General features: G+C 49.9%; 12 protein-coding genes, 17 tRNA genes and 3 rRNA genes. 29 read left to right on the plus strand and 3 right to left on the minus strand.

Annotated features, from left to right (window positions below; all coding sequences use genetic code 11):
- Positions 1 to 58: 58 nt before the first annotated feature.
- Positions 59 to 3,079 carry a DEAD/DEAH box helicase gene (locus AC4G47_RS01265; RefSeq protein WP_491106617.1) on the minus strand — a complete coding sequence of 1,007 codons (3,021 nt, stop codon included), beginning with the start codon at positions 3,077 to 3,079 and terminating at the stop codon, positions 59 to 61.
- A gap of 5 nt (positions 3,080 to 3,084) precedes the next feature.
- Complete coding sequence (locus AC4G47_RS01270; RefSeq protein ID WP_491104417.1) at positions 3,085 to 4,863, minus strand: SWIM zinc finger family protein; 1,779 nt, start codon at positions 4,861 to 4,863, stop codon at positions 3,085 to 3,087.
- Between the two features lie 283 nt (positions 4,864 to 5,146).
- Here AC4G47_RS01270 and AC4G47_RS01275 point away from each other — a divergent pair, with 283 nt between their 5' ends.
- Entirely contained in the window at positions 5,147 to 5,965 is an 819-nt protein-coding gene (locus AC4G47_RS01275) for an endonuclease/exonuclease/phosphatase family protein (protein WP_491104418.1), read from the plus strand.
- 158 nt (positions 5,966 to 6,123) lie between these two features.
- Here the strand turns inward: AC4G47_RS01275 and AC4G47_RS01280 are convergent, their stop codons facing one another.
- The gene (locus tag AC4G47_RS01280; protein ID WP_491104419.1) at positions 6,124 to 6,951 is read right to left on the minus strand and encodes a methyl-accepting chemotaxis protein; all 828 of its coding nucleotides are present in this window, start codon (positions 6,949 to 6,951) and stop codon (positions 6,124 to 6,126) included.
- Positions 6,952 to 7,315: 364 nt separating this feature from the next.
- Between AC4G47_RS01280 and AC4G47_RS01285 the strand changes: the two genes are divergently transcribed.
- The 28 genes from AC4G47_RS01285 (at position 7,316) to iolD (ending at position 26,475) form a co-directional block, all read left to right on the plus strand.
- Positions 7,316 to 9,562, plus strand: a complete 2,247-nt coding sequence (locus tag AC4G47_RS01285) for a glycoside hydrolase family 88/105 protein (RefSeq protein ID WP_491106618.1) — start codon at positions 7,316 to 7,318, stop codon at positions 9,560 to 9,562.
- A 247-nt stretch (positions 9,563 to 9,809) separates the two neighbouring features.
- On the plus strand, positions 9,810 to 11,150 hold the full coding sequence (locus AC4G47_RS01290) for an ABC transporter substrate-binding protein (RefSeq protein ID WP_491104420.1): 1,341 nt from the start codon (positions 9,810 to 9,812) through the stop codon (positions 11,148 to 11,150).
- Between the two features lie 48 nt (positions 11,151 to 11,198).
- On the plus strand, positions 11,199 to 12,149 hold the full coding sequence (locus tag AC4G47_RS01295; protein WP_491104421.1) for a carbohydrate ABC transporter permease: 951 nt from the start codon (positions 11,199 to 11,201) through the stop codon (positions 12,147 to 12,149).
- Positions 12,146 to 12,994 carry a carbohydrate ABC transporter permease gene (locus AC4G47_RS01300; protein WP_458124949.1) on the plus strand — a complete coding sequence of 283 codons (849 nt, stop codon included), beginning with the start codon at positions 12,146 to 12,148 and terminating at the stop codon, positions 12,992 to 12,994. The genes AC4G47_RS01295 and AC4G47_RS01300 overlap by 4 nt, the downstream gene beginning before the upstream one ends.
- Positions 12,995 to 13,022: 28 nt before the next feature.
- Positions 13,023 to 14,873 (plus strand): cache domain-containing sensor histidine kinase, encoded by a 1,851-nt coding sequence (locus AC4G47_RS01305; RefSeq protein ID WP_491104422.1) that lies wholly within the window; start codon positions 13,023 to 13,025, stop codon positions 14,871 to 14,873.
- Between the two features lie 8 nt (positions 14,874 to 14,881).
- Positions 14,882 to 16,474 (plus strand): response regulator, encoded by a 1,593-nt coding sequence (locus AC4G47_RS01310; RefSeq protein WP_491104423.1) that lies wholly within the window; start codon positions 14,882 to 14,884, stop codon positions 16,472 to 16,474.
- 51 nt (positions 16,475 to 16,525) lie between these two features.
- Entirely contained in the window at positions 16,526 to 17,071 is a 546-nt protein-coding gene (locus tag AC4G47_RS01315; protein ID WP_491104424.1) for a GNAT family N-acetyltransferase, read from the plus strand.
- A gap of 672 nt (positions 17,072 to 17,743) precedes the next feature.
- Positions 17,744 to 19,296: ribosomal RNA gene (locus AC4G47_RS01320) — 16S ribosomal RNA — on the plus strand.
- Positions 19,297 to 19,658: 362 nt separating this feature from the next.
- A 23S ribosomal RNA gene (locus AC4G47_RS01325) occupies positions 19,659 to 22,586 on the plus strand.
- 82 nt (positions 22,587 to 22,668) lie between these two features.
- Positions 22,669 to 22,785: ribosomal RNA gene (rrf, locus tag AC4G47_RS01330) — 5S ribosomal RNA — on the plus strand.
- The 16S, 23S and 5S rRNA genes sit together here with 17 tRNA genes alongside, the layout of an rRNA operon.
- Before the next feature lie 39 nt (positions 22,786 to 22,824).
- A tRNA-Ile gene (locus tag AC4G47_RS01335) sits at positions 22,825 to 22,898 on the plus strand.
- 34 nt (positions 22,899 to 22,932) lie between these two features.
- Positions 22,933 to 23,008 (plus strand) — tRNA-Ala (locus AC4G47_RS01340).
- Position 23,009: 1 nt separating this feature from the next.
- A tRNA-Asn gene (locus tag AC4G47_RS01345) sits at positions 23,010 to 23,085 on the plus strand.
- A 4-nt stretch (positions 23,086 to 23,089) separates the two neighbouring features.
- Positions 23,090 to 23,161, plus strand: a tRNA-Glu gene (locus AC4G47_RS01350).
- 6 nt (positions 23,162 to 23,167) lie between these two features.
- Positions 23,168 to 23,243: transfer RNA gene (locus AC4G47_RS01355), tRNA-Val, on the plus strand.
- A 17-nt stretch (positions 23,244 to 23,260) separates the two neighbouring features.
- A tRNA-Met gene (locus AC4G47_RS01360) sits at positions 23,261 to 23,334 on the plus strand.
- 25 nt (positions 23,335 to 23,359) lie between these two features.
- Positions 23,360 to 23,437: transfer RNA gene (locus tag AC4G47_RS01365), tRNA-Asp, on the plus strand.
- A gap of 16 nt (positions 23,438 to 23,453) precedes the next feature.
- A tRNA-Phe gene (locus AC4G47_RS01370) sits at positions 23,454 to 23,529 on the plus strand.
- Between the two features lie 19 nt (positions 23,530 to 23,548).
- Positions 23,549 to 23,624, plus strand: a tRNA-Thr gene (locus AC4G47_RS01375).
- A gap of 9 nt (positions 23,625 to 23,633) precedes the next feature.
- Positions 23,634 to 23,719, plus strand: a tRNA-Tyr gene (locus tag AC4G47_RS01380).
- A gap of 9 nt (positions 23,720 to 23,728) precedes the next feature.
- Positions 23,729 to 23,804 (plus strand) — tRNA-Lys (locus AC4G47_RS01385).
- 6 nt (positions 23,805 to 23,810) lie between these two features.
- Positions 23,811 to 23,891: transfer RNA gene (locus AC4G47_RS01390), tRNA-Leu, on the plus strand.
- A 10-nt stretch (positions 23,892 to 23,901) separates the two neighbouring features.
- Positions 23,902 to 23,976, plus strand: a tRNA-Gly gene (locus AC4G47_RS01395).
- A gap of 7 nt (positions 23,977 to 23,983) precedes the next feature.
- Positions 23,984 to 24,060 (plus strand) — tRNA-Arg (locus AC4G47_RS01400).
- 17 nt (positions 24,061 to 24,077) lie between these two features.
- Positions 24,078 to 24,156: transfer RNA gene (locus tag AC4G47_RS01405), tRNA-Leu, on the plus strand.
- 7 nt (positions 24,157 to 24,163) lie between these two features.
- A tRNA-Pro gene (locus AC4G47_RS01410) sits at positions 24,164 to 24,237 on the plus strand.
- A gap of 10 nt (positions 24,238 to 24,247) precedes the next feature.
- Positions 24,248 to 24,318 (plus strand) — tRNA-Gly (locus AC4G47_RS01415).
- Positions 24,319 to 24,609: 291 nt separating this feature from the next.
- Positions 24,610 to 26,475 (plus strand): 3D-(3,5/4)-trihydroxycyclohexane-1,2-dione acylhydrolase (decyclizing), encoded by a 1,866-nt coding sequence (gene iolD, locus AC4G47_RS01420; RefSeq protein ID WP_491104425.1) that lies wholly within the window; start codon positions 24,610 to 24,612, stop codon positions 26,473 to 26,475.
- The last annotated feature ends 117 nt before the right edge of the window (positions 26,476 to 26,592 follow it).

Consider the following 26,592-nt stretch of genomic DNA (forward strand, 5'->3'; position numbering starts at 1 on the left):
GCAATTGTTTAACACTTTCGGCGACAGCTTTGCTGGATTGCGGATTCTGTCCTGTGAGTCACCCAGACCAGTCACGACGCCGAGTGAACAGATCCTTCAACTCGTCTGTCGACAATTCGGTAATCCAATTCTCGGAGCTTGTGATGATGTTATCGCTGAGCTGCTGCTTGCTCTCCAACATCTCGTCGATCCGCTCCTCCAATGTGCCAAGAGAGATGAATTTATGCACCTGAACATCTTTGGTTTGGCCCATTCGGTAAGCCCGGTCGGTGGCTTGATTCTCAACAGCAGGGTTCCACCAGCGGTCAAAATGGAAGACATGGTTGGCTGCGGTCAGATTCAATCCCACACCGCCTGCCTTGATGGACAAAATGAAGACGGACGATTGCTTGTCCTCAGGCAATGTACGGGATTGGAATTCCTCAATCATGCGATCCCGCGCCGTTTTGGACGTACCCCCATGCAGGTACAATACAGGTTCCTGTAACTCCTGACGCAGTACCTGCTGCAGCATCTGTCCCATACCAATGTATTGGGTGAAAATCAGGCATCGCTCGCCTTCGTCCCGCAATTCACGCACAAGCTCCATCAGTCGTTCCAGCTTCGCAGAGCGGCTGATCAACATCGCCATATCCTGCGGGCTATACACGTCATAAGAGGATGTCAGTGCGCCGTCTTCGGGTAGTTCCTCCGGCAAAGCTTCTTTCGTCAGCAGAAGAGGGTGATCACACAACTGTTTAAGCTGGGTTAACGCCGATAGAATCGCACCTTTGCGCTTGATGCCTTCCAGCTCTTTCATTTTATCCATCAGGGCCTGCACGGACTGGTCATACAAAGCACTTTGTTCACCCGTAAGGTGAATGTAGGTCTTCATCTCGTTTTTGTCCGGCAGATCGAGTTGGATATTCGGATCTTTTTTCTTCCGGCGCAGCATGAACGGCTTCACCAATTGCTGCAGGTCCTGCATCCGCTGCTCATCTTTGTCTTTTTCGATAGCACTGATGAAGCGAGTCTGGAATGCCCGGGCGTTGCCCAGATATCCTGGATTGATAAAATCATAGATTGACCACAGCTCGGACAACCGATTCTCGATCGGCGTACCCGTCATGGCAATGCGGTGTTTCGCCGGGAAACTGCGGACGGCCAGCGACTGTTTGGTCTGGGCGTTTTTGATATTCTGCGCTTCATCAAGGCAGATGCATGCCCACGTATAAGTTTGCAACATCTCCTGATCCAGTGTAGCCGTAGCAAAGGACGTGATAATAATGTCCACCTGCTCGGTCTGCTCCCGGAATTCTTCTCCACTTAATCGGCGTGCGCCATAATGCAGACTGACATTAATGGAGGGGGCGAAGCGGCTAATCTCCTTCTGCCAGTTGCCCAGTACGGAAGTTGGGCAGATCAGAAGTACCGGGGCTTGTCCCGGCTTACGTGGTTCATGATCCTTGATGTGTAACAGATACGTGATGAATTGAATGGTTTTTCCGAGCCCCATATCATCGGCAAGACAGGCCCCAAGTCCGAATCTGCGGAGAAATCCAAGCCATGCAAAACCTTCCTTCTGATACGATCGCAGCTCGGCATGAAGCCCTGTCGGAATGGGTAAGGATGGTGCACCGCCTTGTCCGCCCCCGAGTTGTGCAATAACCCGGTTCAGGTGCTCATTCAGCTCTACCTCAAGCCGAATGTTCTGATCATCCTGTGGTTGCTGCTCTTCCTCGGTTTGCTGTCCTTCCTTCCATTTCTGATTGCGATATTCGCGCTGTTCATTATGCAGCAAATGCAGGTGCAGAATATCCTGGAACGAAAGTCCCTGTTCCCGATCTACACCGCCCATGGCCCGACGAATCTGTTCCAGCAGATCGGGGTCGAGCGGGACCCATTCTCCGCGGAAGCGTACCAGTCGTTCATTGCGGGCAACCAGATCAGCGAATTCATCTTCACTGAGATCCGTATCACCAATCGCAATTCGCCAGTCAAAATGAATAATCGAGTCCAGTCCAAAGAACGACTGTCCCCGCTCACTGCCTTCCTCCGGCTGCACCTTGGCGCGAAGCTTTGGTTTCTTCTTACGGGCTGCTTCCCACCAACCAGGGAGCAGAACTTGCCAGCCGGCTGCGAGCAACCGGCCGCTATCCTGCGTCAGGAACTGCCAGGCTTCCTGATCTCCCAAAGGATCACTCAGCACATCCCGCCTGCCGCTAATGGAGCTTCCAAGACGTGGCAGATGTGCGCGTAGTTGATCCAGCCACCCGGCGGAACGATCCAGAATGAACGGTGTCCATACCTCGGGCCATTCCCCTTCAAGCCTGCCACGCGAATCCAGCATGACAGGTACCAATACGGCGGCATCCAGCTTATTCTGTAATACCAGTCGCAGTCGCCATGATGGCTCATCATCGTCTGGCTCCTGCAATTGCAACATGGGTCTGAAGGGTGCTGCATCTGCCTTCCAACCAATGGATACGAGCCAGGACTGGGCGTCCATTCCTGCTGTCTTAGGGAGAGAGCCGCGCTCTGGGAACAACTGCGGAAATTCACGCCGCAGATCCGTCGCAGCTTCTTCCGAACTGTACCAGCGTTGGAATACGAAGGCGGAGTAGGCCGCCCCAAGTCCTTCGGCATAACTCTCATCCGTTTGTTGAATCGCTTTGGTAAGCGATGCTCGATCCTGCTTCTTCAAGCTATCCGGGTCCCAAGTCCACTGAAGCTGTCCTGCACGGTAGGCTTCAAAGCTGGGTACGTATTTTCGTTTCTCGATGGAGGATGCCAGTGCTGGAGCTAGTCGAATCAGATGTTCCGCCTGCTCATCCCATTTCCATTCAATATGAAGCAGGGTATGCATCTCTGCAAAGAAGGGAATCACTTCTTCCGCTGGCAGAACAACCAGCTCAATCTCTTCAATCTGCCGAACTTCCAGTTCGGTGCCGTAGAAGGAAGGCACATGCCAGGCGAACAATCGCTGCTTAAGCGACTGTCCGGATACAAAGTGGTGCGTGTTGAGTGCTCCATAAAACAAAGCATCGCCATATCCGGTTAAAGCGACGTGAACCTCAATCGTTTCAGTGTAAGGATGAATTAAGCTCATGAGATCAGTTTACCTTTCCGAAGCTCTTCCTGCAGGGCGCGCAGCCGACTGTTACGAACAGCGAGTGTGGTGATAAATTGCTCCCAGTGCGCTTCTTGCTTTAATTTCTTATAGATTTTGGACAGACGTTTCAGCAACTTCACGGCTGCTTTGTATCCGTCCCTGTTTTTGTGTCCGATATAACGCTCCACTGCCTGATGATAGAAGGGGAGAAGTAGCTCAGGTGCATCTTTTTCGATTGGTTGCAGCATCGCTACGCGGAATTCGAGAGGTTCCGTTCCCGTACTCAGCTGAAAATCAATCCACCTGCGCCACTGTCCGCGGGAATGCATGGCATCCTCGTAGGCGGGGCGGGAGTGGGGAAGCATACTGACAAGCGTGTCCCACATGCGGTTCTCTGCATCGGGCAGATGATGAATGGCCGTATCCCATAGATGCATGTAATCATTCAAAGGTGAGTTGCGCCGATTCGCCAGAAGGGGGCCCAGTTGTACCAACCAATCCCCCAGCCGCTTCCATTCAGCCGAATCTGCGAGTACATGGAGAAAATGCAACAGATCTCCTGGCGGGATGCCATAGGCTGAGCTTCCATGGACGAGTCGTTGCCACGCCTGATCATCCTGCCCCAGATGGAAGTGCATCCAGCTCTGCGCGAGTACCAGTGGCAGGGGCAGTGTTACGGCTTTGCTTGGTCTATCGCTACTACTTGTACTACCTTGAGCGCCACTCAAGACACTTTCGCCTGATTGGGATGGTGCAGAAGCGGCGATTATACCGCGCTCTATATCATTTAATATGGCCTGTTCCGAGTTCAGCATGTCCTGAGACTCTTGAAGCTCAGGCACAATCCAGTTCAACCACAGTTGTCGATAGATCGGAGTGAAGAACATCATGCTGGCTGTCTCCGACATCATCTGTTTACGTAAATAAGCCGAGGTTTCGGCCAGTCTGTTCCAATGTTGTTCAAGCTTGTTTCCCTTTAGACCTGACAGGTCTAAAGGATGGTTAAAGATCCGTTCAATGTCTTTCTGAAGTGCATCCACCGCGAGCTGGGCGGGGTAGCTCAAGTACACAGGGGTATGCGTGATGGAGTTACGGGACGGAGGCACACAGAATCGCATAAGGTGCAGCTGCACATGCAGTTCAAAAAGTTGGTCCATTGCAGCGAGCAGCCTTGGTTTAATGGCATATAGCTCGTCCGTTGCTTCCTGTACGTAGGATGTGCTTGCTGTGCCAGTCCCCAGCCGTCTCAGACATGAGTGGAATAGTTCGTGCCATTCCGAGATTTCGAGATCGGCAAGTTCTGTTGCACGCTCCTTGATCTGGCTGTATTGGTTGTCCGGAATATCCATATCCTGCTCTTCATGATGGGCATCTGCGTAGCTGGATTGTCCTGCGGATATGGCCCCGACAGGTTTAGTCGTTTGTTTGAGTGCGGTACTGGAGTGCGCATTCACAATGGCATGCACAGGTCGCTCCAGTTGCTCGGCATAACTCATCAATACAGCAGTCATATGTTTGCAAAGGGAACTCACCGGGCAGGTACAATAACTGGTAGACAGGGATTGCATGCTCAGTGTGACCTCGTACTCTTCCGATCCTTGTACAACGGCCGAAATCCCTTGTTGTTCGGAATAAGTTAATGGTCCGACACGTTTCTGTTTATAATATTGGAATCCGCGCATAATCGTCAGGTTGTTAAAATGCTCTGCAACTTCCCGAATCAATTGTTGCCACTGCGCATCATCCATTCTCATGTTATTGGGTATGTTCATCATTCCATCTCCTGGGGTAAACATAGGTTCAATAATCACCACGTCTATGACGTCATGTTGTGAATTTGATGTATCCATCATATCAGTTATGAGCCAATTCGTGCATGGGTTATGAAGAATTTGAAGTTATTTTAGACCAACAGGAACCAGGATGAACATTTCGGTTCTGCTGGCGGCCGACATGCAAGAATGCACCATATTGTGTATGCTTATGGTATGTATTCCTATCAGGAACGATTCAGGCCGAGGAAACGGTCATACTACAAACAACAGGAGAGAGCATATGAAAATACTTACGTTAAACACACACGCTTGGGCGGAAGAGGATCAACTGAACAAGATCAGACAGCTGGCTGATTTTATCAATACACATCAATTCGATGTGATCTCCATGCAGGAGGTCAACCAATCCATGCAGGAAGCGGCGCTTTCTGAAGAAGAACTGAAGATGTATTATGCTACTGAATCGGATGCTGTGATTAAAAAAGATAACTATGCCTACGTCCTGCTTCAGCAGCTGACAGAGCAATATTACTGGACGTGGATTCCCGCCCATGTCGGGTTCGGTAAATACGATGAAGGACTGGCGATCCTTAGCCGGACGCCGATTAAGCAGGCTTTTGGAGAATACGTGTCTCATATGAGGGATTATAATAATTACCGCACACGCAAGATTGTGGGAATCCAGACAGTCGTCCAAGGGGAAGCAACCTGGTTTGTGAATGGACACTACAACTGGTGGGATGATGCGCAGGAACCGTTCAAGGGACAGTGGGACTTGACGGAGAGCAAGCTTGCTCCCTACATGGATCAGCCGTTATATATGATGGGTGACTTCAACAATGTCGCTGAGGTACGTGGTGAAGGCTATGATTATATGATGAGCAAAGGTTGGAACGACCTGTATACCACAGCATTGCAAAAGGATGATGGAGCAACCGTGGTGAAGGCCATAGCCGGCTGGGCAGATAATAAACGTGATTTGCGGATCGATTATATCTTCTCCAATCGTCCAATCCAGGCCAAGTCTTCCACCGTGGTCCTGAACGGTAAAAATGGACCGGTCGTGTCCGACCATTACGGCGTTGCTGTAGAGATATAACAGCCATTTGACTATAAATGGGATATCACCGCAAATACGAAACAAAGCCTCCGCTGACTTCCTGTAAAGGGAAGTGTAGCCGGAGGCTTTTTCCATCCAAAATAAATTTCCTATGTACATGTTATATGGTTCATTTTTTCTGTTGTGGAACTGAATTGTTACTCGAGTGCCAGCATCTGATGTACAAACTTTTTCAGATTCGCACTTGTCTCGCTAAGCTGTTCAATACTTTCCATGAATTCGGTAACGAGCTTGGCCTGATCCACCGTTGCGGTTGTAATCTGACCGATCTCCTGCTCCATATGTTTCATGGATTCTTGTACACTGCCGAGTGATGATTCAATATCAGCTGCTGCTTGTTTCGTATGATCCGACAGCTTGCGTACTTCACTGGCCACCACGCCGAAGCCAGCTCCCTGATCGCCAACACGAGCTTCCTCAATCATGGCGTTGAGTCCAAGCAGATTGGTTTGTTCGGATACTTCACGGATGACATTCGTTACTTTACTCACACTGACCGAGTTTTCGGAAGCTTTTTTGGAATTGCGCAGAATCTCTTCCGAGGTCGCGGAGAGTTCTTCGGAATGTGCAGCAATCTGCTGAATGCCTCCAACGAGAGCATTAATGGTTGTTTCATTTTCACGAATCAGATTTTCGAGGGTCATATGGCTATCCAGTGCGTAGTTTACACCCAATATACCAACGACCTGATCGTTTTCTTTAATAGGAATCAGGATGGCGTCAAAGGGTCTGCCTTGCAAATCACCAGGCATGCGTGCCACGGTACGGGAATCCTTGTTGGTGAGCATTTTGAAATTTTTATAATCATCGTGCAGCTCATCCCCAACCTTCACGCCAATCTCCAGACTTTTTGCCTCGGAAAAATACAATACTTTCTCATGATCATTAATGGATATGGATATGTCGTCACGGAACATTTGGCTAACAAAAGGCATAGCATTTACCAGAGATTCAAGAGTATTCAATGTGCATCTTTCCTTCCCGATACAAAAAGTGGAGTTTTTCAATCAAGTATTTATATCGGTAACGTTTTCTCGTTTTTAAACCATTGTTTAAATTTAAGTTAACCTGGAGAGACAAGGCGACTAAATTCAACACAATTGTAAGCGTAATCAAAAATCTGTAGCCACCACCGAACATGTCAGTTATACTGGGATTATTATTCGACTATTCAGAAGATAACCAAGGGACATACCTATTCCCCGGTAAGGGGATTACCCACCTGGGTTAAGCGCTATACTTTATTGATGCATATGGTGCTCCAGTGTGGATGGTATGAATGCAATGATATAAGAATTTATTTCAACGGGAGAGGGATGTGTGCCATCGATGACGACCTATTTCAGTGAACCGCAGAGCATGTATTACCGATTTGGAGAAGATCAGGATCAGGTACTGAAGGTACTGGCCGAGAGGTATATTGGAGCCAACGCACAGGCTGATTTTGTATATCGGGTATTTCAGAAGTCTGGTATTTTGCAAAATGAAAAAGGGCTTTATGATCTAAATTTAGGTAAACGCTTTCCTGATGCACCTAAAGACCATATATCCTACGCAGCTGCACTGGTCTGGGGGGATGAGGACCGAAATCTGGATGTACTGGTCCGCTGTTATGGGCCTGTTCGTTTCTACTTCAATGAACAGTTGGTTTATCGCTCTACAGTAATAGATGAGATCAGTCCGGACGCCACGGTGAAGCTCAGCATCGACATCAAGCCCGGTTGGAACACCATTTGGCTGGAAATGAAAAACACGCCTGCTGGCTTCGGCTGTCAATTCGGGTCAGATGAAGGTAAAGTGCGCATTTTGAACGTCTTAGCTCCGTTTCAGGAGAGACAGGGACAAGCGGGGTGGGTATTCTCCCAACCGAACCGGGCCGCGAGTAAGCAACCAGACCTGCTTGGAAAAGCAGCAGATTCCAGCTTGAAGTGGCTGCCTGAGACAGGCTGGTCTGATCAGGATGATTCCAAACCAGCCCTTGAACGAATATATGGGCATCTTCCAGGTCGGCATGCTTATGCCTGGACCCATCTGAACAATAACGATTCAACCGGGAGTCCAGTGCGATTGTCAGGTCAATCTTCGGGTTCTCTAAGCATATGGATTAGCGGCAAGCCTGTGGCACAGGTGAAGGAGGCGGGTACGTTCGAAGTGGATATACTAGTCTCTTTTGGACGGAGTGACCTGCTTGTCCGAAGTGAGTGCAACGATACGGCTGGACCTTGGCATTTTAATTTGAATGCAACCGTTTCGGGTAAGCCGCTTTCACTTGAACTTCCTCAGCGTGTGCATGGTGCTACTGGAGAGTCCTGGTTATATGTTGGGCCTTTTGAGTCGGGGGTTGAACCAGGTTTGCAGGATATGACCCGAACGGACCGAGTGTACCAAACCGGGCTAGAACAGACATATTGGCGCCTGGATCGCCCGGATGCTTGGATCAGACCCTATTATGAAAACGCCATGTTAAGCAACAAATGGACAGTGGGCAGTGTGACCAATTATGGCCGCTGGGATTATCCATTGGGTGTCACTGTATATGGTCTATTACGGACGGGGCGTTATTTGCAAAGACCGGACATTACGCGTTATGCGGCTGAGCATGTGCAGGCATGTACTCAGATGTATGAATACTCATTATGGGATCGGGAGCAGTATGGTTTCCCGGCAGTTAATCAACAACTGGTCATGCTAAAAATGCTGGATAACTGCGGTTCTTTTGGTTCAGCCATGCTGGAGGCGTACTCCGAGTGCCGTGAACCAACGTTTCTTCCGATTGCTGAACGGATTGCTGATTTCATGCTTTCCCGTTTGGAACGACAGGAGGATGGTGCGTTTTATCGCACATGCGTAGGGGAGTATGCCGAGAATACCATGTGGGCAGATGACCTCTATATGAGCACGCCGTTTCTCGTTCGTTATGCCCGTGTGACGGGAAGCTCATCCGCACTGGATGAAGCCGCCAGACAGTTTTTATTGTATCGGAAATATCTGTTCATGCCTGAGTTCAAGATTATGTCTCATGTATATGACTTCAAATACGGACAGGCAACGCAGATTCCATGGGGACGGGGAAACGGCTGGACACTGTTTTCGTTGACGGAAGTGCTGGAAGCTTTGCCGAAGGAGCATCCTGAGCGCCCAGCCTTAATAGATTTCTTCAATGAGCTGTGTGAAGGGTACGCAGCGCTTCAAGGGGAAAGCGGGTTATGGCATCAGGTGTTGAATGACTCGCAGACATATGAAGAAGCCTCATGTACAGCCATGTTTGCCTATGGCTTTGCGCGTGGTGTGCGTTTTGGCTGGTTCAAAGACCCTGAAGTTTACGTCACAGCTGCCCAGCGGGCATGGAAGGGACTCATCTGCAAAGCGATTGATCGTCAAGGGAATGTGCATGGCGTGTGCAGCGGTTCGAGATATGCGTTTACGGCAGAGTATTATGATCAGGACTTGCGTACCGTCACCAATGACAATCACGGAATAGGCATTATGATGCTGGCAGGAACTGAGGTTGCAAAAATGAAGAATCATTTGGCTGATCACAAGGTGACTTCACCTGCCGCCACGCACTCCATCTGATTTTCATACTTTCGTTCCATATCAACCCGCTATCTTCTTCTTCACGTATCATGGATGTATACCCGTAATCATACCGATACGGGAACTAAGCCGCCGGGAATATCATTCCTGGTGGTTTTTGATTCCTGTAACTCCTTACTTTTTTGACAGGAAAGCTTACTTTTGTTTATGTCATGTGCAGCAATGGACCGATACAATAGGTTTTGTAAGCGATTCCATAGATGCAAGAAGGGGAGGAAATTCATTTATGATGATTACAAAAAAGTGGGTAACCCTGTTCTGCCTGTCCCTGTTATTGTTCGCTACAGCCTGTTCTGGAGGGGCCACCGATACACCATCTTCTTCTGGAGAAGCAAGTGGAAGTGAAGGAGATCCATCAGGTAAGGTTGAACTGCGCATGACCTGGTGGGGATCACAGACTAGACATGATCTGACGACCAAAGTGATCCAATTGTTTGAAGAGAAACATCCGGGAATCACCATTAAGCCTGAATATTCCGGTTGGGACGGTTACTTTGACAAGTTGACTACACAGGTAGCCGGTTCGAATGCACCGGATATCATCCAGATGGATTACGCCTTTCTGACTGACTTTGCCCGGCGTGGTGCCTTGCTTGACCTGACCCCATTTGCAGAGAGCAAAGAGCTGCGGACAGAGGATCACGATCAGAGCATGATTACAGCCGGTTCGATTGACGATAAATTATATGCGATTACCCTCGGAGTTAACGCACCAGGTGTCATCTATGACGCTACCGTATTTCAGGAATTAGGTATAGAAGAACCACAAGAGAGCTGGACATGGAAGGATTTTGGGGATATTGCGACCAAGATCGCCGCAGCCAAAGGTGAGGGGTTCTACGGATCTGCAGACATTTCCGGTACAACGAATATGTTTGAGGTATTTATCCGACAGTCCGGGAAAGGATTGTTTGACGGTGGCACGATGACCGCTACCAGCGAGGAGCTTCAACAATGGTTCGACATGTGGGGTGCACTTCGTGAGAATGGTGGAGTGACCACAGCGGAGATAACGGCATCCACAACCAACGCACTGGAGACACGTCCAATTTCACTGGGCACAGCCGCTATGGATTTTGCATGGTCCAACCAGCTACTGACATTCCAGCAAGTGAACAAAAACCAGGATCATAAACTGGGCATACAAGTGCTTCCGCATGGTGTTAACGAGCAGCAAATTGGCGAATACCTGAAGCCAGGTCAGTTCCTATCCGGTTATGGCAAAACAAAACATCCGAAAGAAGTGGCCATGTTCATCGATTTCATGGTGAATGATCCAGAAGCAACTGCCATTCTCGGTTCTGAACGTGGGGTGCCGGTCAATTCCAGCATTCGTGAACAGATGCAGCCTACGCTGCCGGAAGCGGAGCAAACTATTTTCCAATTTATCGATACTGTATCGAAACATTCCAGTGAGATTGACCCGCCATACCCGCAAGGATTTGCTGAAGTGGACACGAGTTTCAAGAGCGCAAGCGAGCAGATCGCCTTCGGTCAAGGCAGTACTCCGGATGTGATTGCACAGTTTATTGAAGGAGCGAAGGCTACGCTTGGATCGAGTCAATAAACCATTGAAACCGTTCCAGACTTCTAATTCTGCGGGGAGGTTGCGAAGATGACGACATCACAGGTCAGTCAAGCCCGAATCGAGCGTGTGGCTAGCCAGCGGGTGAAACGGAGATATGCCCACAATGGAGCAGCGCTTCTGTTTCTCGCCCCATGGCTTGTCGGATTGTTATTTCTAACCCTGGGTCCCATGTTGGTATCCTTGTACATTTCGTTCACCGATTACAGTATCCTGGCCGCCCCTTCCTGGGTCGGTCTGGATAACTACACTACGATGTTTACATCGGATAAACTGTTTACCCAGTCGCTCAAAGTCACATTCACGTATGTCGCTGTATCCGTACCGGTCAAATTGATCTTTGCGCTACTGGTAGCCATGCTGCTCAACAAAGGGATTCGAGGGCTCGGTATTTACCGGACGGTGTATTACATCCCGACATTGCTTGGGGGTAGCGTGGCAATTGCGATGTTGTGGCGTAAAATGCTGGGTGGGGATGGGCTGCTCAATAGTGTTCTTGCCATGGTAGGCATTAAAGCTCCCGATTGGGTTGCGAATCCGAAGTATGCCCTGTACTCCATCGTGCTGTTATCCGTGTGGCAGTTCGGATCGTCGATGATTATTTTCCTGGCAGGCTTGAAGCAGATTCCACCCGAATATGATGAAGCCTCAGCCGTAGATGGTGCAGGTCCTCTGCGGAGATTCTTCTATATAACGTTGCCGATTCTGTCACCCGTCATCTTCTTCAATCTCGTCATGCAGCTGATTACGTCCTTTCAATCGTTCACGCAGGCTTTCGTCATCAGTAATGGTAGCGGAGGGCCAGTGAATTCAACATTAATGTACTCCCTGTATCTGTACAAAAAAGGATTCTCGTTCTTTCAGATGGGCTATGCTTCCGCGATGGCCTGGGTGCTGGTGATCCTGATTGGCGTATTTACATTGCTCGTATTCCGCAGCAGCAAGCTGTGGGTGCACTATGAGGATGGTGGAAAATCATGATTGGACAACGGAACTCCACAGCATGGGTCTTCGGCAAACATGTGCTGATCTCAGGCATCGCCTTTGTCATGCTCTATCCGATTCTCTGGATGCTGGGCAGCTCGTTCAAACCGGGACATATGATCTTTACAGAGACCTGGTTCTGGCCGCAGGAATGGAATTGGCAAAATTACATGAATGGCTGGTCGGGGATTCAGGGTAATCCGTTCTCCCGCTTCCTGACCAACTCTGTCATCCTGTCGCTTGGAGCTGTGCTGGGCAATGTCATCTCTTGCTCTATGGCGGCGTATGCCTTCGCCCGACTGAATTTTCGTTTCAAAGCCATCTGCTTCGGCCTGATGCTCATGACGATCATGCTGCCACATCATGTGACGCTGATCCCGCAGTATATCCTTTTCAACCACCTGGAGTGGGTGAATACGTATCTGCCTCTCGTCGTGCCAAAATGGCTGGCGACGGACGCATTCTTCATTTTTCTCATGGTGCAGTTCTTCCGGGGATTGCCTAAAGAGTTGGATGAGGCAGCTACCATTGATGGATGCGGTCCTGTGAAAATATACACCAAAATCATCATTCCACTGGCTTTCCCAGCACTGGTCACTACGATGATTTTCACGTTCTTGTGGACATGGGACGACTTCTTCAGTCAGTTGATCTACCTGAGCGACGTGAGCAAATATACAGTGCCGTTAGGTCTGCGTTTGTTCCTTGATTCCAGCTCTCAATCCGATTGGGGTCCAATGTTTGCGATGTCGGTATTGTCGCTGGTGCCATGTTTTATCGTATTTATCGTGTGTCAAAAGTACTTCGTGGAAGGAATCGCAACCTCTGGACTCAAAGGGTAATTCCAAGACGAAACGAGTTGATTTTCGCATGCGGAAAGGAAGATGGTCTTCATTTATTAATCAAAAGCTGCAACAAAGCAAGCTCTCCACATTGATGGTGACTTGCTTTATTGCGTTTAATCTCCTGCTAGTCTCGGTTGTGGTCTGGCTGGCATATCAGTCTTTCTCAGCAGTCACCTTTGCCGAGATTAGCAAAGCACGTCTGGCTCTTCTGAACGAGAGCACACGACGGGGATTTGACTTCATCACAAGTGTAACGGGCAATGCCTACGCTTTGGCAAGCAATCGGGAACTGTCCAGTTTGCTCGAAACGATGGAGACAGGGAGACTTTCGCAGATTCATCAACGGCGGGAAGTATCCCGCATATTGGATCATACGCTGGTCGTCAGTGAAGGCATTACTTCTATAGAGTTGTACACGGATGCATTTAACGGTGTTGCTGTCACCATGCCTGATCGCATCTTCCCGGTAGACACGATATCCGGTGATTCCTGGTTCGATGCACTGGAGCAGGCAGATGCAGCATGGGTACCTTTGCGCGAGAATGAATCTGGTCAATCATTAATCGGGTACGCCCAGCGAATCTTTGACAGCCGAGGGGGTACGGTAGCCTATGTGCTCATTCGACTGAGTCGTGCTGACATTGTACGCAGGTTTGCGGATATGCCTATGGTATTGGATGGAAAGGTATTGCTGGTGGACACGGCTGGCAAAGTCGTCATGCAGATGGGGGAATCTAATCCCGTTGAGGGATCTAAGTGGCCAGATGACTCTAATACAAGTGGTGGAGATGGAGATTCTTCTTCTATAGTAGACAGTGCCTGGATTCAGGAACACGTCCAGCGTGGAGAAGACGGATTCGAAGTGGTCTCCGGTCAGTCCGGTGGTTCACAGCTTGTGCTATATTCCAGACCAGCCATGCTTCAGTGGCGTCTGGTGCAGGCGATCCCGGTTCATATGCTTTTATCTCCAGTCAGGCAAGCAGGATGGCAGATCTTCGGAATTGCGGTGCTGGGGTTGTTATTCTCGGCAGTACTCGCGTATCTCTTCGTGCGGCGGATTATTCGTCCTCTACGCCAATTGATCAAGCGGATGAGACAATTGGAGAAAGGGGATTTCAATACCCGGGTTCAGTTGTCTTTTACGGAGGAATACGCCCACTTGGCTTATGGCTTCAATCACATGGCTTCACAACTCACGACGCTGATGGAACAGGTGAAGGATGAGAGCCGTGCCAAGCGGGAAGCCCAGACGGGCTTGCTTGAGGCTCAGATCAAACCCCATTTTCTATATAACACCCTCGACATGATCCACTGGCGTGCACTAGATTACGAAGCCAAAGACATCAGTCGCATGATTGTACAACTCAGCAAGCTGTTACGGATCGGATTGAGTGGAGGGAGATTGTTTATTCGGGTGCGGGATGAGTTGGAGCATGCACGTTGCTACGTCAGCATTCAGTCAGAGCGTCTACCCTTCTCTATTCAATATCAGGAACAGATTGATCCGCGTATTCGCGGCTGTTACATTCCCAAGATCATTTTGCAGCCCTTTATCGAAAATGCCGTTATGCACGGGCATCCCGAAGAAGGCACACTTCGAATTCAGGTGCATATGCACGAAGCAGAAGACTCTCACTCAGATATCGTTATTCGTATCGCGGATAATGGGCAAGGTTTACCGGAAGGCTGGGAGCTGGAAGATACGTGTGGTATCGGTGTACGGAATGTACATCAGCGCATTCAGCTGTATTGCGGGAAGAGATATGGCGTTCAACTGAGTGATGGAGAGTCGGGTGGTGTGGAAGTGACCATTACGCTGCCGCGCATAGAGACCGACGAGCAATTAAATCTGTGGCTGGACGGTGAAAAAGGATGAAGACCATTATGCTTGTAGATGACGATCCGCATATTGTTAAGGCTCTAACCGAACATATCGATTGGCCTTCCCTAGGCCTCAGCATTGCAGGTACAGCTACCAATGGCTTGGATGCGCTGGAGTTGTTCCACAGCATGCATCCAGATCTCGTCATGACTGACGTCTATCTACCGGGGATGACCGGGCTTGAGATTACACAGGCGCTGCGGCGTGATCATCCCCATCTGCCGATTATCATCCTTAGTGGATATGACGAATTCGAGAACGCCCGTGCAGCCATGCGCTGGGGTGTGAATCACTTTTTGCTGAAGCCGGCAGAGGTGGAGGAGATTGAGTCTGTGTTGCGGGAGGTATTATTGGAACAAGACGTACGAGAGCGACATGAGCGGCTGGAGCGGACGTACAAGCAGGAGGTTGGACGGGTACTTCCCTATCTGCGCAAACAATTTCTTCACGAACTGCTGACTACGCGATATCGGGCAGATGAGCTGCCTAAAGAACGCATGGAGTATATAGGCATTCATATGTCCTCACAGGCACGCGCCATTAGTCTGCAACTGAATCGCCCCGTATTTCTGACACGGATGAAAGAACGGGACTGGCAGCTTCTCCGCTATGGGGCAGCCGATATTATTCAGGAGACGGTAAAGGAGCAATCCGAGCACATGGCGGGAGGTCAGGTAGAGATTGTTGATTACTCAGATCAGGTATTTGTGTTGCTTCTATTAGGAGATAAAGATCAAATGGAGGAAATCTTGCTACTTGTGGAGAGGATGATCGATCAGATCTTTACGTATCTGAAAATCGAAGTAAGTGCCGGAATAGGAAGATCCAAAAGTCACCCATGTGAGGTGATAGACTCTTATCTGGAGAGCAGGGAAGCGGTGGAAACAGCAGAGTTTCAAGGTGGAAGTCGTATCTACCACTATGAAGCATCAATGGATACAGAACCAAGTGTGACCGATTATTCATTATTGCTTCGTCAATGGAATGAGGCTTGGGCGGATATTAGACCTGACCTGGCGGAAGAGGTATGGCATCATATTCGCCTTTTGCTCAAAGAGGGGAAATGTGTTGGGATACAGGATGTACAGGTTGTGGCCGTCAGTCTGTTTGACACATTGATGCATAGCTGGAACCGACTCCACCCTATGTTAACGCCGCCGCTAGCGATGAGTGATTTTTTGCGTGAAATTCAATCGAAATATGCATTGCATGATCTGGTAAACTGGATGGACCGTATTATCTGCAACTGGCTGGATCAGATACGCAAAGAGATGGGCGAGAAGAAAAGCAATAAACTGATAGAGCAGGTGAAACAGTATGTGGAACTGCATTACGCCGAAGAGATTAGTTTTGAAGCGATCGCCAAGGGGCTATTCGTGCATCCAAAGTATCTGAGTCAACTGTTCAAAAGGGTGACCGGTGAGAATTTCGTGAGTTATTTGAACGGGTACCGAATTCAGAGAGCGTTAGAACTGTTGCAGTCGGGACATTACATGGTATATGAGGTGAGCGAGATGACGGGGTTCCGTAATGCGACGTATTTCAGCCAGGTGTTCAAAATGCTTACGGGCAAGAGTCCGTCTGATGTGGGGTAGAGCGATACAGGTACAGTAATTATCCAAAGCGGAAGAGGAGGTCTGGTTCTTATGATGATCGATCAGCAGGAATATTACATTAAAGGCTTATCTTACTCAATTAGATCAGCAGGGGAAAAGGATGCTGAGGCCCTGTCTTCACTTCGTGTACAACTAGACGGGGAAACGGAGAACATGGATCGTGAAGAGGGCGAGGCATATATCGATGCAGCTGGGTTTCGGCGTATCATCCATATGGATAGCGAGAAGCGGCGTAATATATTCCTCGTTGCTGTAGTAGCGGGTGAGATAGTGGGATACTCCCGATGTGAAGGCACAGAGTTGAAGCGCTTTTGCCATAAGGTTGAGTTCGGTGTGTGTGTAGCCAGGGAGTTCTGGGGACATGGGATTGGCAAGAACTTGTTGGAGAAGTCTATAGAGTGGGCAGACCAGAGTGGTGTAGAGAAGATGACCTTGAACGTGCTGGCATCAAACAAAAAGGCAATTGAGCTATATCAAAAGTGTGGCTTCGGAATCGAAGGTGTTTTGAAAAAGGATCGGCGACACGCGGATGGACAGTATCACGACACGATAGTGATGGGCAGGTTCAAAGACTGACCGTGTAGAAAGTAAAGGTTACAATCTATCATGCTCACAGAAGAGTGAGTTCAATTACTATATTCGATATATCAAAATAATAGATAGGTTGTTCTCCAATAAGGTATTGTGTTTCTTATTATATAGAACGTAATGATGTTGATCGGATCTGTACACAACCTATATTGAGACAGATTAGACTAGCGAGGGCATGTCGGGTATAGTAAGAGGATATTGCCGTCAATTGAAGAGTTTGAACAGAGATTATATCAAGCAAGCAATAAGGCTATCGATGGGATATTTTACAAGTAGTAATTATATTGTTCATATGGTATATTCTATTTCCGGCCAAAAAAACACGAGAAACAAAGTGTGTGCAGGCAAAACAAAATAAGCTTCGAAAGAAACTTAAAAAAGAGCTTGCTAAGTTGGTTCGGAAGTGTTATGATATAAAAGTTGCTGAGGAGAATAACACTCGGTAACAAAACAAGTTTGATCTTTGAAAACTGAACAACGAGTGAGTAAACATTCTGCTTGCAGAATGAACGCGAAAGTTTGAAACAAGCCTCGGCTTGGATCGACTGGAGCACAAATGAGATTTTTAATCTCGTCAGATTCAAAATGAGCTTATCGCTCTTTTCAAATACTTGAGATGATTTTCATAGCGTTTAACCGCGCTACTGAAATTCATCTTTATTGGAGAGTTTGATCCTGGCTCAGGACGAACGCTGGCGGCATGCCTAATACATGCAAGTCGAGCGGACTTGAAGAGAAGCTTGCTTCTCTGATGGTTAGCGGCGGACGGGTGAGTAACACGTAGGCAACCTGCCCTCAAGTTTGGGACAACTACCGGAAACGGTAGCTAATACCGAATAGTTGTTTTCTTCGCCTGAAGAGAACTGGAAAGACGGAGTAATCTGTCACTTGGGGATGGGCCTGCGGCGCATTAGCTAGTTGGTGAGGTAACGGCTCACCAAGGCGACGATGCGTAGCCGACCTGAGAGGGTGATCGGCCACACTGGGACTGAGACACGGCCCAGACTCCTACGGGAGGCAGCAGTAGGGAATCTTCCGCAATGGGCGAAAGCCTGACGGAGCAATGCCGCGTGAGTGATGAAGGTTTTCGGATCGTAAAGCTCTGTTGCCAGGGAAGAACGCTTGGGAGAGTAACTGCTCTCAAGGTGACGGTACCTGAGAAGAAAGCCCCGGCTAACTACGTGCCAGCAGCCGCGGTAATACGTAGGGGGCAAGCGTTGTCCGGAATTATTGGGCGTAAAGCGCGCGCAGGCGGTCATTTAAGTCTGGTGTTTAATCCCGGGGCTCAACCCCGGATCGCACTGGAAACTGGGTGACTTGAGTGCAGAAGAGGAGAGTGGAATTCCACGTGTAGCGGTGAAATGCGTAGATATGTGGAGGAACACCAGTGGCGAAGGCGACTCTCTGGGCTGTAACTGACGCTGAGGCGCGAAAGCGTGGGGAGCAAACAGGATTAGATACCCTGGTAGTCCACGCCGTAAACGATGAGTGCTAGGTGTTAGGGGTTTCGATACCCTTGGTGCCGAAGTTAACACATTAAGCACTCCGCCTGGGGAGTACGGTCGCAAGACTGAAACTCAAAGGAATTGACGGGGACCCGCACAAGCAGTGGAGTATGTGGTTTAATTCGAAGCAACGCGAAGAACCTTACCAGGTCTTGACATCCCTCTGATCGGTACAGAGATGTATCTTTCCTTCGGGACAGAGGAGACAGGTGGTGCATGGTTGTCGTCAGCTCGTGTCGTGAGATGTTGGGTTAAGTCCCGCAACGAGCGCAACCCTTATATTTAGTTGCCAGCACTTCGGGTGGGCACTCTAGATAGACTGCCGGTGACAAACCGGAGGAAGGTGGGGATGACGTCAAATCATCATGCCCCTTATGACCTGGGCTACACACGTACTACAATGGCCGGTACAACGGGCTGCGAAATCGCGAGATGGAGCCAATCCCAACAAAGCCGGTCTCAGTTCGGATTGCAGGCTGCAACTCGCCTGCATGAAGTCGGAATTGCTAGTAATCGCGGATCAGCATGCCGCGGTGAATACGTTCCCGGGTCTTGTACACACCGCCCGTCACACCACGAGAGTTTATAACACCCGAAGTCGGTGGGGTAACCGCAAGGAGCCAGCCGCCGAAGGTGGGATAGATGATTGGGGTGAAGTCGTAACAAGGTAGCCGTATCGGAAGGTGCGGCTGGATCACCTCCTTTCTATGGAGAATCGTTTCCTGTAACGGAAACATTCAAATAAGCAGGTTCTTAGAACCTGCGACCGCAATTCATTTCGGTCCTTCACCTTGGTGTGGATGAAATGAAGAGCAAAAACACTCACTCGTTGCTCAGTTTTGAGAGCTCAAACTCTCAAACAGCTTGCTTTTGCATGGAGCTTGTTCTTTGAAAACTAGATATCGAAACGAAAGTAATGCGAATTAGAACATTCCTTTTTAGCTGAACTTGTGTAAACAAGTTTCAATAAAAACGGTAGATTGCACGTACGATGGTTTTGGGTGGGAGCGACTTTTGGCTTTGCGTAAGCAAAACAAGGGAAGCGAGCGGCCAATACCGGAGCACGAGGTTAAGCTACTAAGAGCACACGGAGGATGCCTAGGCGCTAGGAGCCGATGAAGGACGTGGCGAACAACGAAACTGCCTCGGGGAGCTGTAAGCAAGCTTTGATCCGGGGGTGTCCGAATGGGGAAACCCAGCTGGGGTAATTTCCAGTTACTCACAACTGAATACATAGGTTGTGCAGAGGCATACCAGGGGAACTGAAACATCTAAGTACCCTGAGGAAGAGAAAACAATAGTGATTCCGTCAGTAGCGGCGAGCGAACGCGGAGAAGCCCAAACCAGAGAGCTTGCTCTTTGGGGTTGTGGGACGTCTCACATGGAGTTACAAAGGAACCGGTTAAGCGAAGAGGTCTGGAAAGGCCCGCCAAAGAAGGTAAAAGCCCTGTAGTTGAAAGTCTGTTCCCTCCGAGACGGATCCCGAGTAGTGCGGGGCACGTGAAACCCCGTATGAATCCGGCAGGACCATCTGCCAAGGCTAAATACTTCCTAGCGACCGATAGTGAAGCAGTACCGTGAGGGAAAGGTGAAAAGCACCCCGGAAGGGGAGTGAAATAGAACCTGAAACCGTGTGCTTACAAAAAGTCAGAGCCCGTTTTAGGGGTGATGGCGTGCCTTTTGTAGAATGAACCGGCGAGTTACGTTCCCGTGCAAGGTTAAGGTGAAGAGCCGGAGCCGCAGCGAAAGCGAGTCTGAATAGGGCGAATTAGTACGTGGACGTAGACCCGAAACCGGGTGATCTACCCCTGTCCAGGGTGAAGGTGCGGTAACACGCACTGGAGGCCCGAACCCACGCATGTTGAAAAATGCGGGGATGAGGTGGGGGTAGCGGAGAAATTCCAATCGAACTCGGAGATAGCTGGTTCTCCCCGAAATAGCTTTAGGGCTAGCCTCGGAAAACAGAGTCGTGGAGGTAGAGCACTGATTGGGTGCGGGGCCCGCAAGGGTTACCAAGCTCAGTCAAACTCCGAATGCCATAGACTTACTTCCGGGAGTCAGACAGTGAGTGCTAAGATCCATTGTCAAAAGGGAAACAGCCCAGACCATCAGCTAAGGTCCCCAAGTGTGTGTTAAGTGGGAAAGGATGTGGAGTTGCACAGACAACCAGGATGTTGGCTTAGAAGCAGCCATCATTTAAAGAGTGCGTAATAGCTCACTGGTCGAGTGACTCTGCGCCGAAAATGTAACGGGGCTAAACACACCACCGAAGCTATGGCTTGATGCTTTGCATCAGGGGTAGGGGAGCGTTGTATAAGGGTTGAAGGTGTACCGTAAGGAGCGCTGGACATTATACAAGTGAGAATGCCGGTATGAGTAACGAAAAGATCAGTGAGAATCTGATCCGCCGAAAGCCTAAGGGTTCCTGAGGAAGGCTCGTCCGCTCAGGGTAAGTCGGGACCTAAGGCGAGGCCGAAAGGCGTAGTCGAAGGACAACAGGTCGAAATTCCTGTACCACCGTAAGCCGTTATGAGCAATGGGGGGACGCAGTAGGGTAGTGACGCGGACTGATGGATGTCCGTCTAAGCAGTAAGGCTGATGTGTAGGCAAATCCGCACATTGTAAGGCTGAGCTGTGATGGGGAGTGAAAATTACAGTAGCGAAGGTCATGATCTCACACTGCCAAGAAAAGCCTCTAGCCAGGTGATGGTGCCCGTACCGCAAACCGACACAGGTAGGCGAGAAGAGTATTCTAAGGCGCGCGGAAGAACTCTCGTTAAGGAACTCGGCAAAATGACCCCGTAACTTCGGGAGAAGGGGTGCCCCGGTAGTGTGAATAGCACGAGGGGGCCGCAGTGAAAAGGCCCAAGCGACTGTTTAGCAAAAACACAGGTCTGTGCGAAGCCGTAAGGCGAAGTATACGGGCTGACGCCTGCCCGGTGCTGGAAGGTTAAGGGGAGTGGTTAGGGAGCAATCCCGAAGCTGTGAACCGAAGCCCCAGTAAACGGCGGCCGTAACTATAACGGTCCTAAGGTAGCGAAATTCCTTGTCAGGTAAATTCTGACCCGCACGAATGGCGTAACGACTTGGGCGCTGTCTCAACGAGAGATCCGGTGAAATTTTAATACCTGTGAAGATGCAGGTTACCCGCGACAAGACGGAAAGACCCCATGGAGCTTTACTGCAGCTTGATATTGAATTTGGGTACGATCTGTACAGGATAGGTGGGAGCCTTTGAAGCGTGAGCGCCAGCTTGCGTGGAGGCAACGTTGGGATACCACCCTGATCGTATCTAGGTTCTAACCTGGTACCGTAATCCGGTGCGGGGACAGTGTCAGGTGGGCAGTTTGACTGGGGCGGTCGCCTCCTAAAGAGTAACGGAGGCGCCCAAAGGTTCCCTCAGAATGGTTGGAAATCATTCGAAGAGTGCAAAGGCATAAGGGAGCTTGACTGCGAGACCTACAAGTCGAGCAGGGACGAAAGTCGGGCTTAGTGATCCGGTGGTACCGCATGGAAGGGCCATCGCTCAACGGATAAAAGCTACCCTGGGGATAACAGGCTTATCTCCCCCAAGAGTCCACATCGACGGGGAGGTTTGGCACCTCGATGTCGGCTCATCGCATCCTGGGGCTGAAGTAGGTCCCAAGGGTTGGGCTGTTCGCCCATTAAAGCGGTACGCGAGCTGGGTTCAGAACGTCGTGAGACAGTTCGGTCCCTATCTGTCGTGGGCGTAGGAAATTTGAGAGGAGCTGTCCTTAGTACGAGAGGACCGGGATGGACGTACCGCTGGTGTACCAGTTGTTCCGCCAGGAGCACCGCTGGGTAGCTATGTACGGAAGGGATAAACGCTGAAAGCATCTAAGCGTGAAGCCCCCCTCAAGATGAGATTTCCCAGTATGTAAGACCCCTTGAAGACGACGAGGTAGATAGGCTGGGGGTGGAAGTGCAGCAATGCATGGAGCTGACCAGTACTAATCGGTCGAGGGCTTATCCAATAGCAAGTTTTAAATCGCATGTTTCGTTTCGAATCTAGTTTTCAGAGAACAACAACTCTGAAATGTAAGCTATAGCTATGCGTTTGGTGGCGATGGCGGAGGGGTTCCACACGTACCCATCCCGAACACGACCGTTAAGCCCTCTAGCGCCGATGGTACTTGGACCGCAGGGTCCTGGGAGAGTAGGACGCCGCCAAGCGAAACCCCTTTGGGGGTATTTTTTTTCGAAATTTGATAAGGGCCCTTAGCTCAGTTGGTTAGAGCGCACCTCTGATAAGGGTGAGGCCGGTGGTTCGAGTCCACCAGGGCCCATAGTAATACCACAGCAAGAAATACAACAGTGTATGGGGCCATAGCTCAGCTGGGAGAGCGCCTGCCTTGCAAGCAGGAGGTCAGCGGTTCGATCCCGCTTGGCTCCACCATTCCCTGATAGCTCAGTTGGTAGAGCACTCGACTGTTAATCGAGTTGTCACAGGTTCGAGCCCTGTTCGGGGAGCCAGTAAGGCCCGTTGGTCAAGGGGTTAAGACACCTCCCTTTCACGGAGGTAACAGGGGTTCGAATCCCCTACGGGTCATAATATGGAGGCTTAGCTCAGCTGGGAGAGCATCTGCCTTACAAGCAGAGGGTCGGGGGTTCGATCCCCTCAGCCTCCACCATATAACTTTTATAACGACGCGGGGTGGAGCAGCCCGGTAGCTCGTCGGGCTCATAACCCGAAGGCCGCAGGTTCAAATCCTGCCCCCGCAATTAACTTTCCTTGAGAAAGTACTATGGAACCGTGGTGTAGTTGGCCTAACATGCCTGCCTGTCACGCAGGAGATCGCGGGTTCGAATCCCGTCGGTTCCGCCATTTTTTAATATAGTAAGGCTCGGTAGCTCAGTCGGTAGAGCAGAGGACTGAAAATCCTCGTGTCGGCGGTTCGATTCCGTCCCGAGCCACCATATATAACACCTGTTATACGCCGGTGTAGCTCAACTGGTAGAGCAACTGACTTGTAATCAGTAGGTTGGGGGTTCAAGTCCTCTCGCCGGCACCATGTAATCCTGGAGGATTAGCGAAGCGGCCAAACGCATCAGACTGTAAATCTGCTCCCGTACGGGTTCGGTGGTTCGAATCCATCATCCTCCACCAGTTTTCTATGAGTCATTAGCTCAGTTGGTAGAGCACCTGACTTTTAATCAGGGTGTCGAAGGTTCGAGCCCTTCATGACTCACCATCATATGCGCGTGTGGCGGAATTGGCAGACGCACTAGACTTAGGATCTAGCGTCTTTGACGTGGGGGTTCAAGTCCCTCCACGCGCATCCTTTATTTGCGGAAGTGGCTCAGCGGTAGAGCATCGCCTTGCCAAGGCGAGGGTCGCGGGTTCGATTCCCGTCTTCCGCTCCAATATTTTGCGCCCTTAGCTCAGCTGGATAGAGCGTTTGACTACGAATCAAAAGGCCGGGAGTTCGAATCTCTCAGGGCGCGCCATTATAACTTCATATTTTGCCGGCGTGGCGGAATGGCAGACGCGCTCGACTCAAAATCGAGTGGGAAACCGTGGAGGTTCGAGTCCTCTCGCCGGTATAGATAACGGGATGTAGCTCAGCTTGGTAGAGCACCTGGTTTGGGACCAGGGGGTCGCATGTTCAAATCGTGTCATCCCGATTGTTGTTATGCGGGTGTAGTTCAATGGTAGAACTTTAGCCTTCCAAGCTAATAGCGTGGGTTCGATTCCCATCACCCGCTTATATATCGTAAAAGAAAGAGATGGTCTCACCGTCTCTTTCTTTTTTTGCATTCATAGGTATATTGGCGATTATTGTGGAGAGCTCTCAAATGAAGCAGGTCTAACAGATCTTACAACAATGAATTATCGTTGTTTTATCGCAATTTATAAAAACGCTTACAAAAATAGCTTGCGTAAATCATCAGCCTGTAATACCATATCAATTAAGCGCTTAACCTTTAGGGGTAAGGCGCTTAAACTTAACGTAGATTAAGCGCTTAACCCGTAAAGGAAAGGAAGGCGATCAAATCATGACAACCATTCGATTAACGATGGCTCAGGCACTGCTTCGATACCTGGATCAGCAATATATCTCGGTTGACGGTGTGGAAACCAAGTTTGTGAAAGGGATCATCGGCATCTTTGGACATGGCAACGTAACTGGCATTGGAGAAGCGTTGGAGCGCAGTTCGGGAAGCCTGACGTATATGCAAGGGAAGAACGAACAAGGTATGGTGCATACGGCAGCGGCCTATGCCAAACAGAAGAACCGCAGGCAAATCTATGCATGTACTACATCCATTGGTCCGGGTGCTTTAAATATGATTACAGCAGCGGCTACCGCAACGGTGAACCGGATTCCGGTTTTATTGCTTCCTGGAGATAACTTTGCTACACGGGAACCAGACCCGGTACTGCAGCAGTTGGAAGTGAGCAGTGATTATACAATCTCAGCTACTGATCCATTCAAAGCCGTCAGTAAATACTGGGATCGCATCGTTCGTCCTGAACAGTTGATGATTGCTGCTACACAGGCCATGCGTGTGCTTACCGACCCGGCAGAGACGGGAGCTGTTACGCTCGCACTGCCGCAGGATGTGCAGGCAGAGGCGTACGATTATCCTGAATCGTTCTTCGCCCGCAAAGTACACTATCTGGACCGTCGCCCCCCGGTACAGGCAGCCATTGAACGGGCAACGCAGCAGATTGCCCGAGGCAGAAAGCCGCTGCTCGTTGCAGGCGGCGGTGTGTTGTACTCTGAGGCATCCGCCCAGCTCGTCGAGTTCGCCGAGGCATTTGGTATTCCGATCGCCGAGACGCAGGCGGGCAAGAGCGCAGTCGCTTGGGACCACCCACTGAATGTGGGAGCCATCGGGGTTACTGGCTCTCTGGCAGCCAATAGGCTGGCGAGAGAAGCGGATGTGGTGATCGGCGTCGGTACGCGGTTCTCGGATTTTACGACGGCGTCCCGCTCTGCTTTTCAGCATCCGGAAGCGTCATTCATTAACATCAACCTGAACGGCATGGATGCTGCCAAGCTTGGTGGGGAAGCCATTTTGGCGGATGCACGAGAAGGATTGCAGGCTTTGCAAAAGGAATTGCAGCAAAGACAATACCGCAGTGCCTATGGCTCATCCGAAGTCGCTGATCTCCGCGCTGAGTGGAATGCAGAAGTGGATAGGCTGTATGGAGCAGAACATGAAGCAGGGCTGGCACAGACTACAGCAGTCGGCGTAGTTAACCGGACGATTGATCCATCTTCCGTCATCGTGTGTGCGGCAGGTAGTCTGCCAGGTGATCTGCATCGTCTGTGGCGTGCGTCTGAACCAAAAACATATCACATGGAGTATGGGTTCTCCTGCATGGGGTACGAGGTAAGCGGAGCGTTCGGAGCAGCACTTGCCGAGCCAGATCGTGAAGTGTACGCCATGGTAGGGGATGGCAGTTATCTGATGCTGCATTCGGAGTTTGTGACCAGTTTGCAGGAACAGAAGAAGATGACCGTTCTATTATTCAACAATAATGGATTCCAGTGTATTCATAATTTGCAGCGGGAACATGGTAGTGACGGGTTCGGTAATGAGTTCCGTTATCGGGAGTCAGAAAGTGGACGATTGACCGGGGACTACATGCCAATGGACTTTGCAGCTCACGCCCGAAGCATGGGAGCCAAATCCTATAGAGCGGAGACGGCAGAACAGCTGGAACAAGCAATCCGAGATGCGAAGAACGAAACGGTGAGTACGTTGATTGAGATTCCGGTCGTGCCTGGAACCAATGCAGGTGGTTATGAGTCATGGTGGAATGTAGGTGTGCCAGAAGTATCTGCCGAGGAAAAGGTAGTTCATGCGCATCACACCATGCAAGCCAACCGTGCCAAAGCAAGACCTTTTTAATTCGATTTAATAGAGTATTCCTTCTAAAATGTAGCCTTATCTGAACTCCCCCACAGTATGAGATCAGTGGACGTATTTATCGATATATTGAAACTATGAGTACTACATTCCGGTTGA

The sequence above is a fragment of the Paenibacillus sp. Negev47 genome, assembly GCF_058313655.1.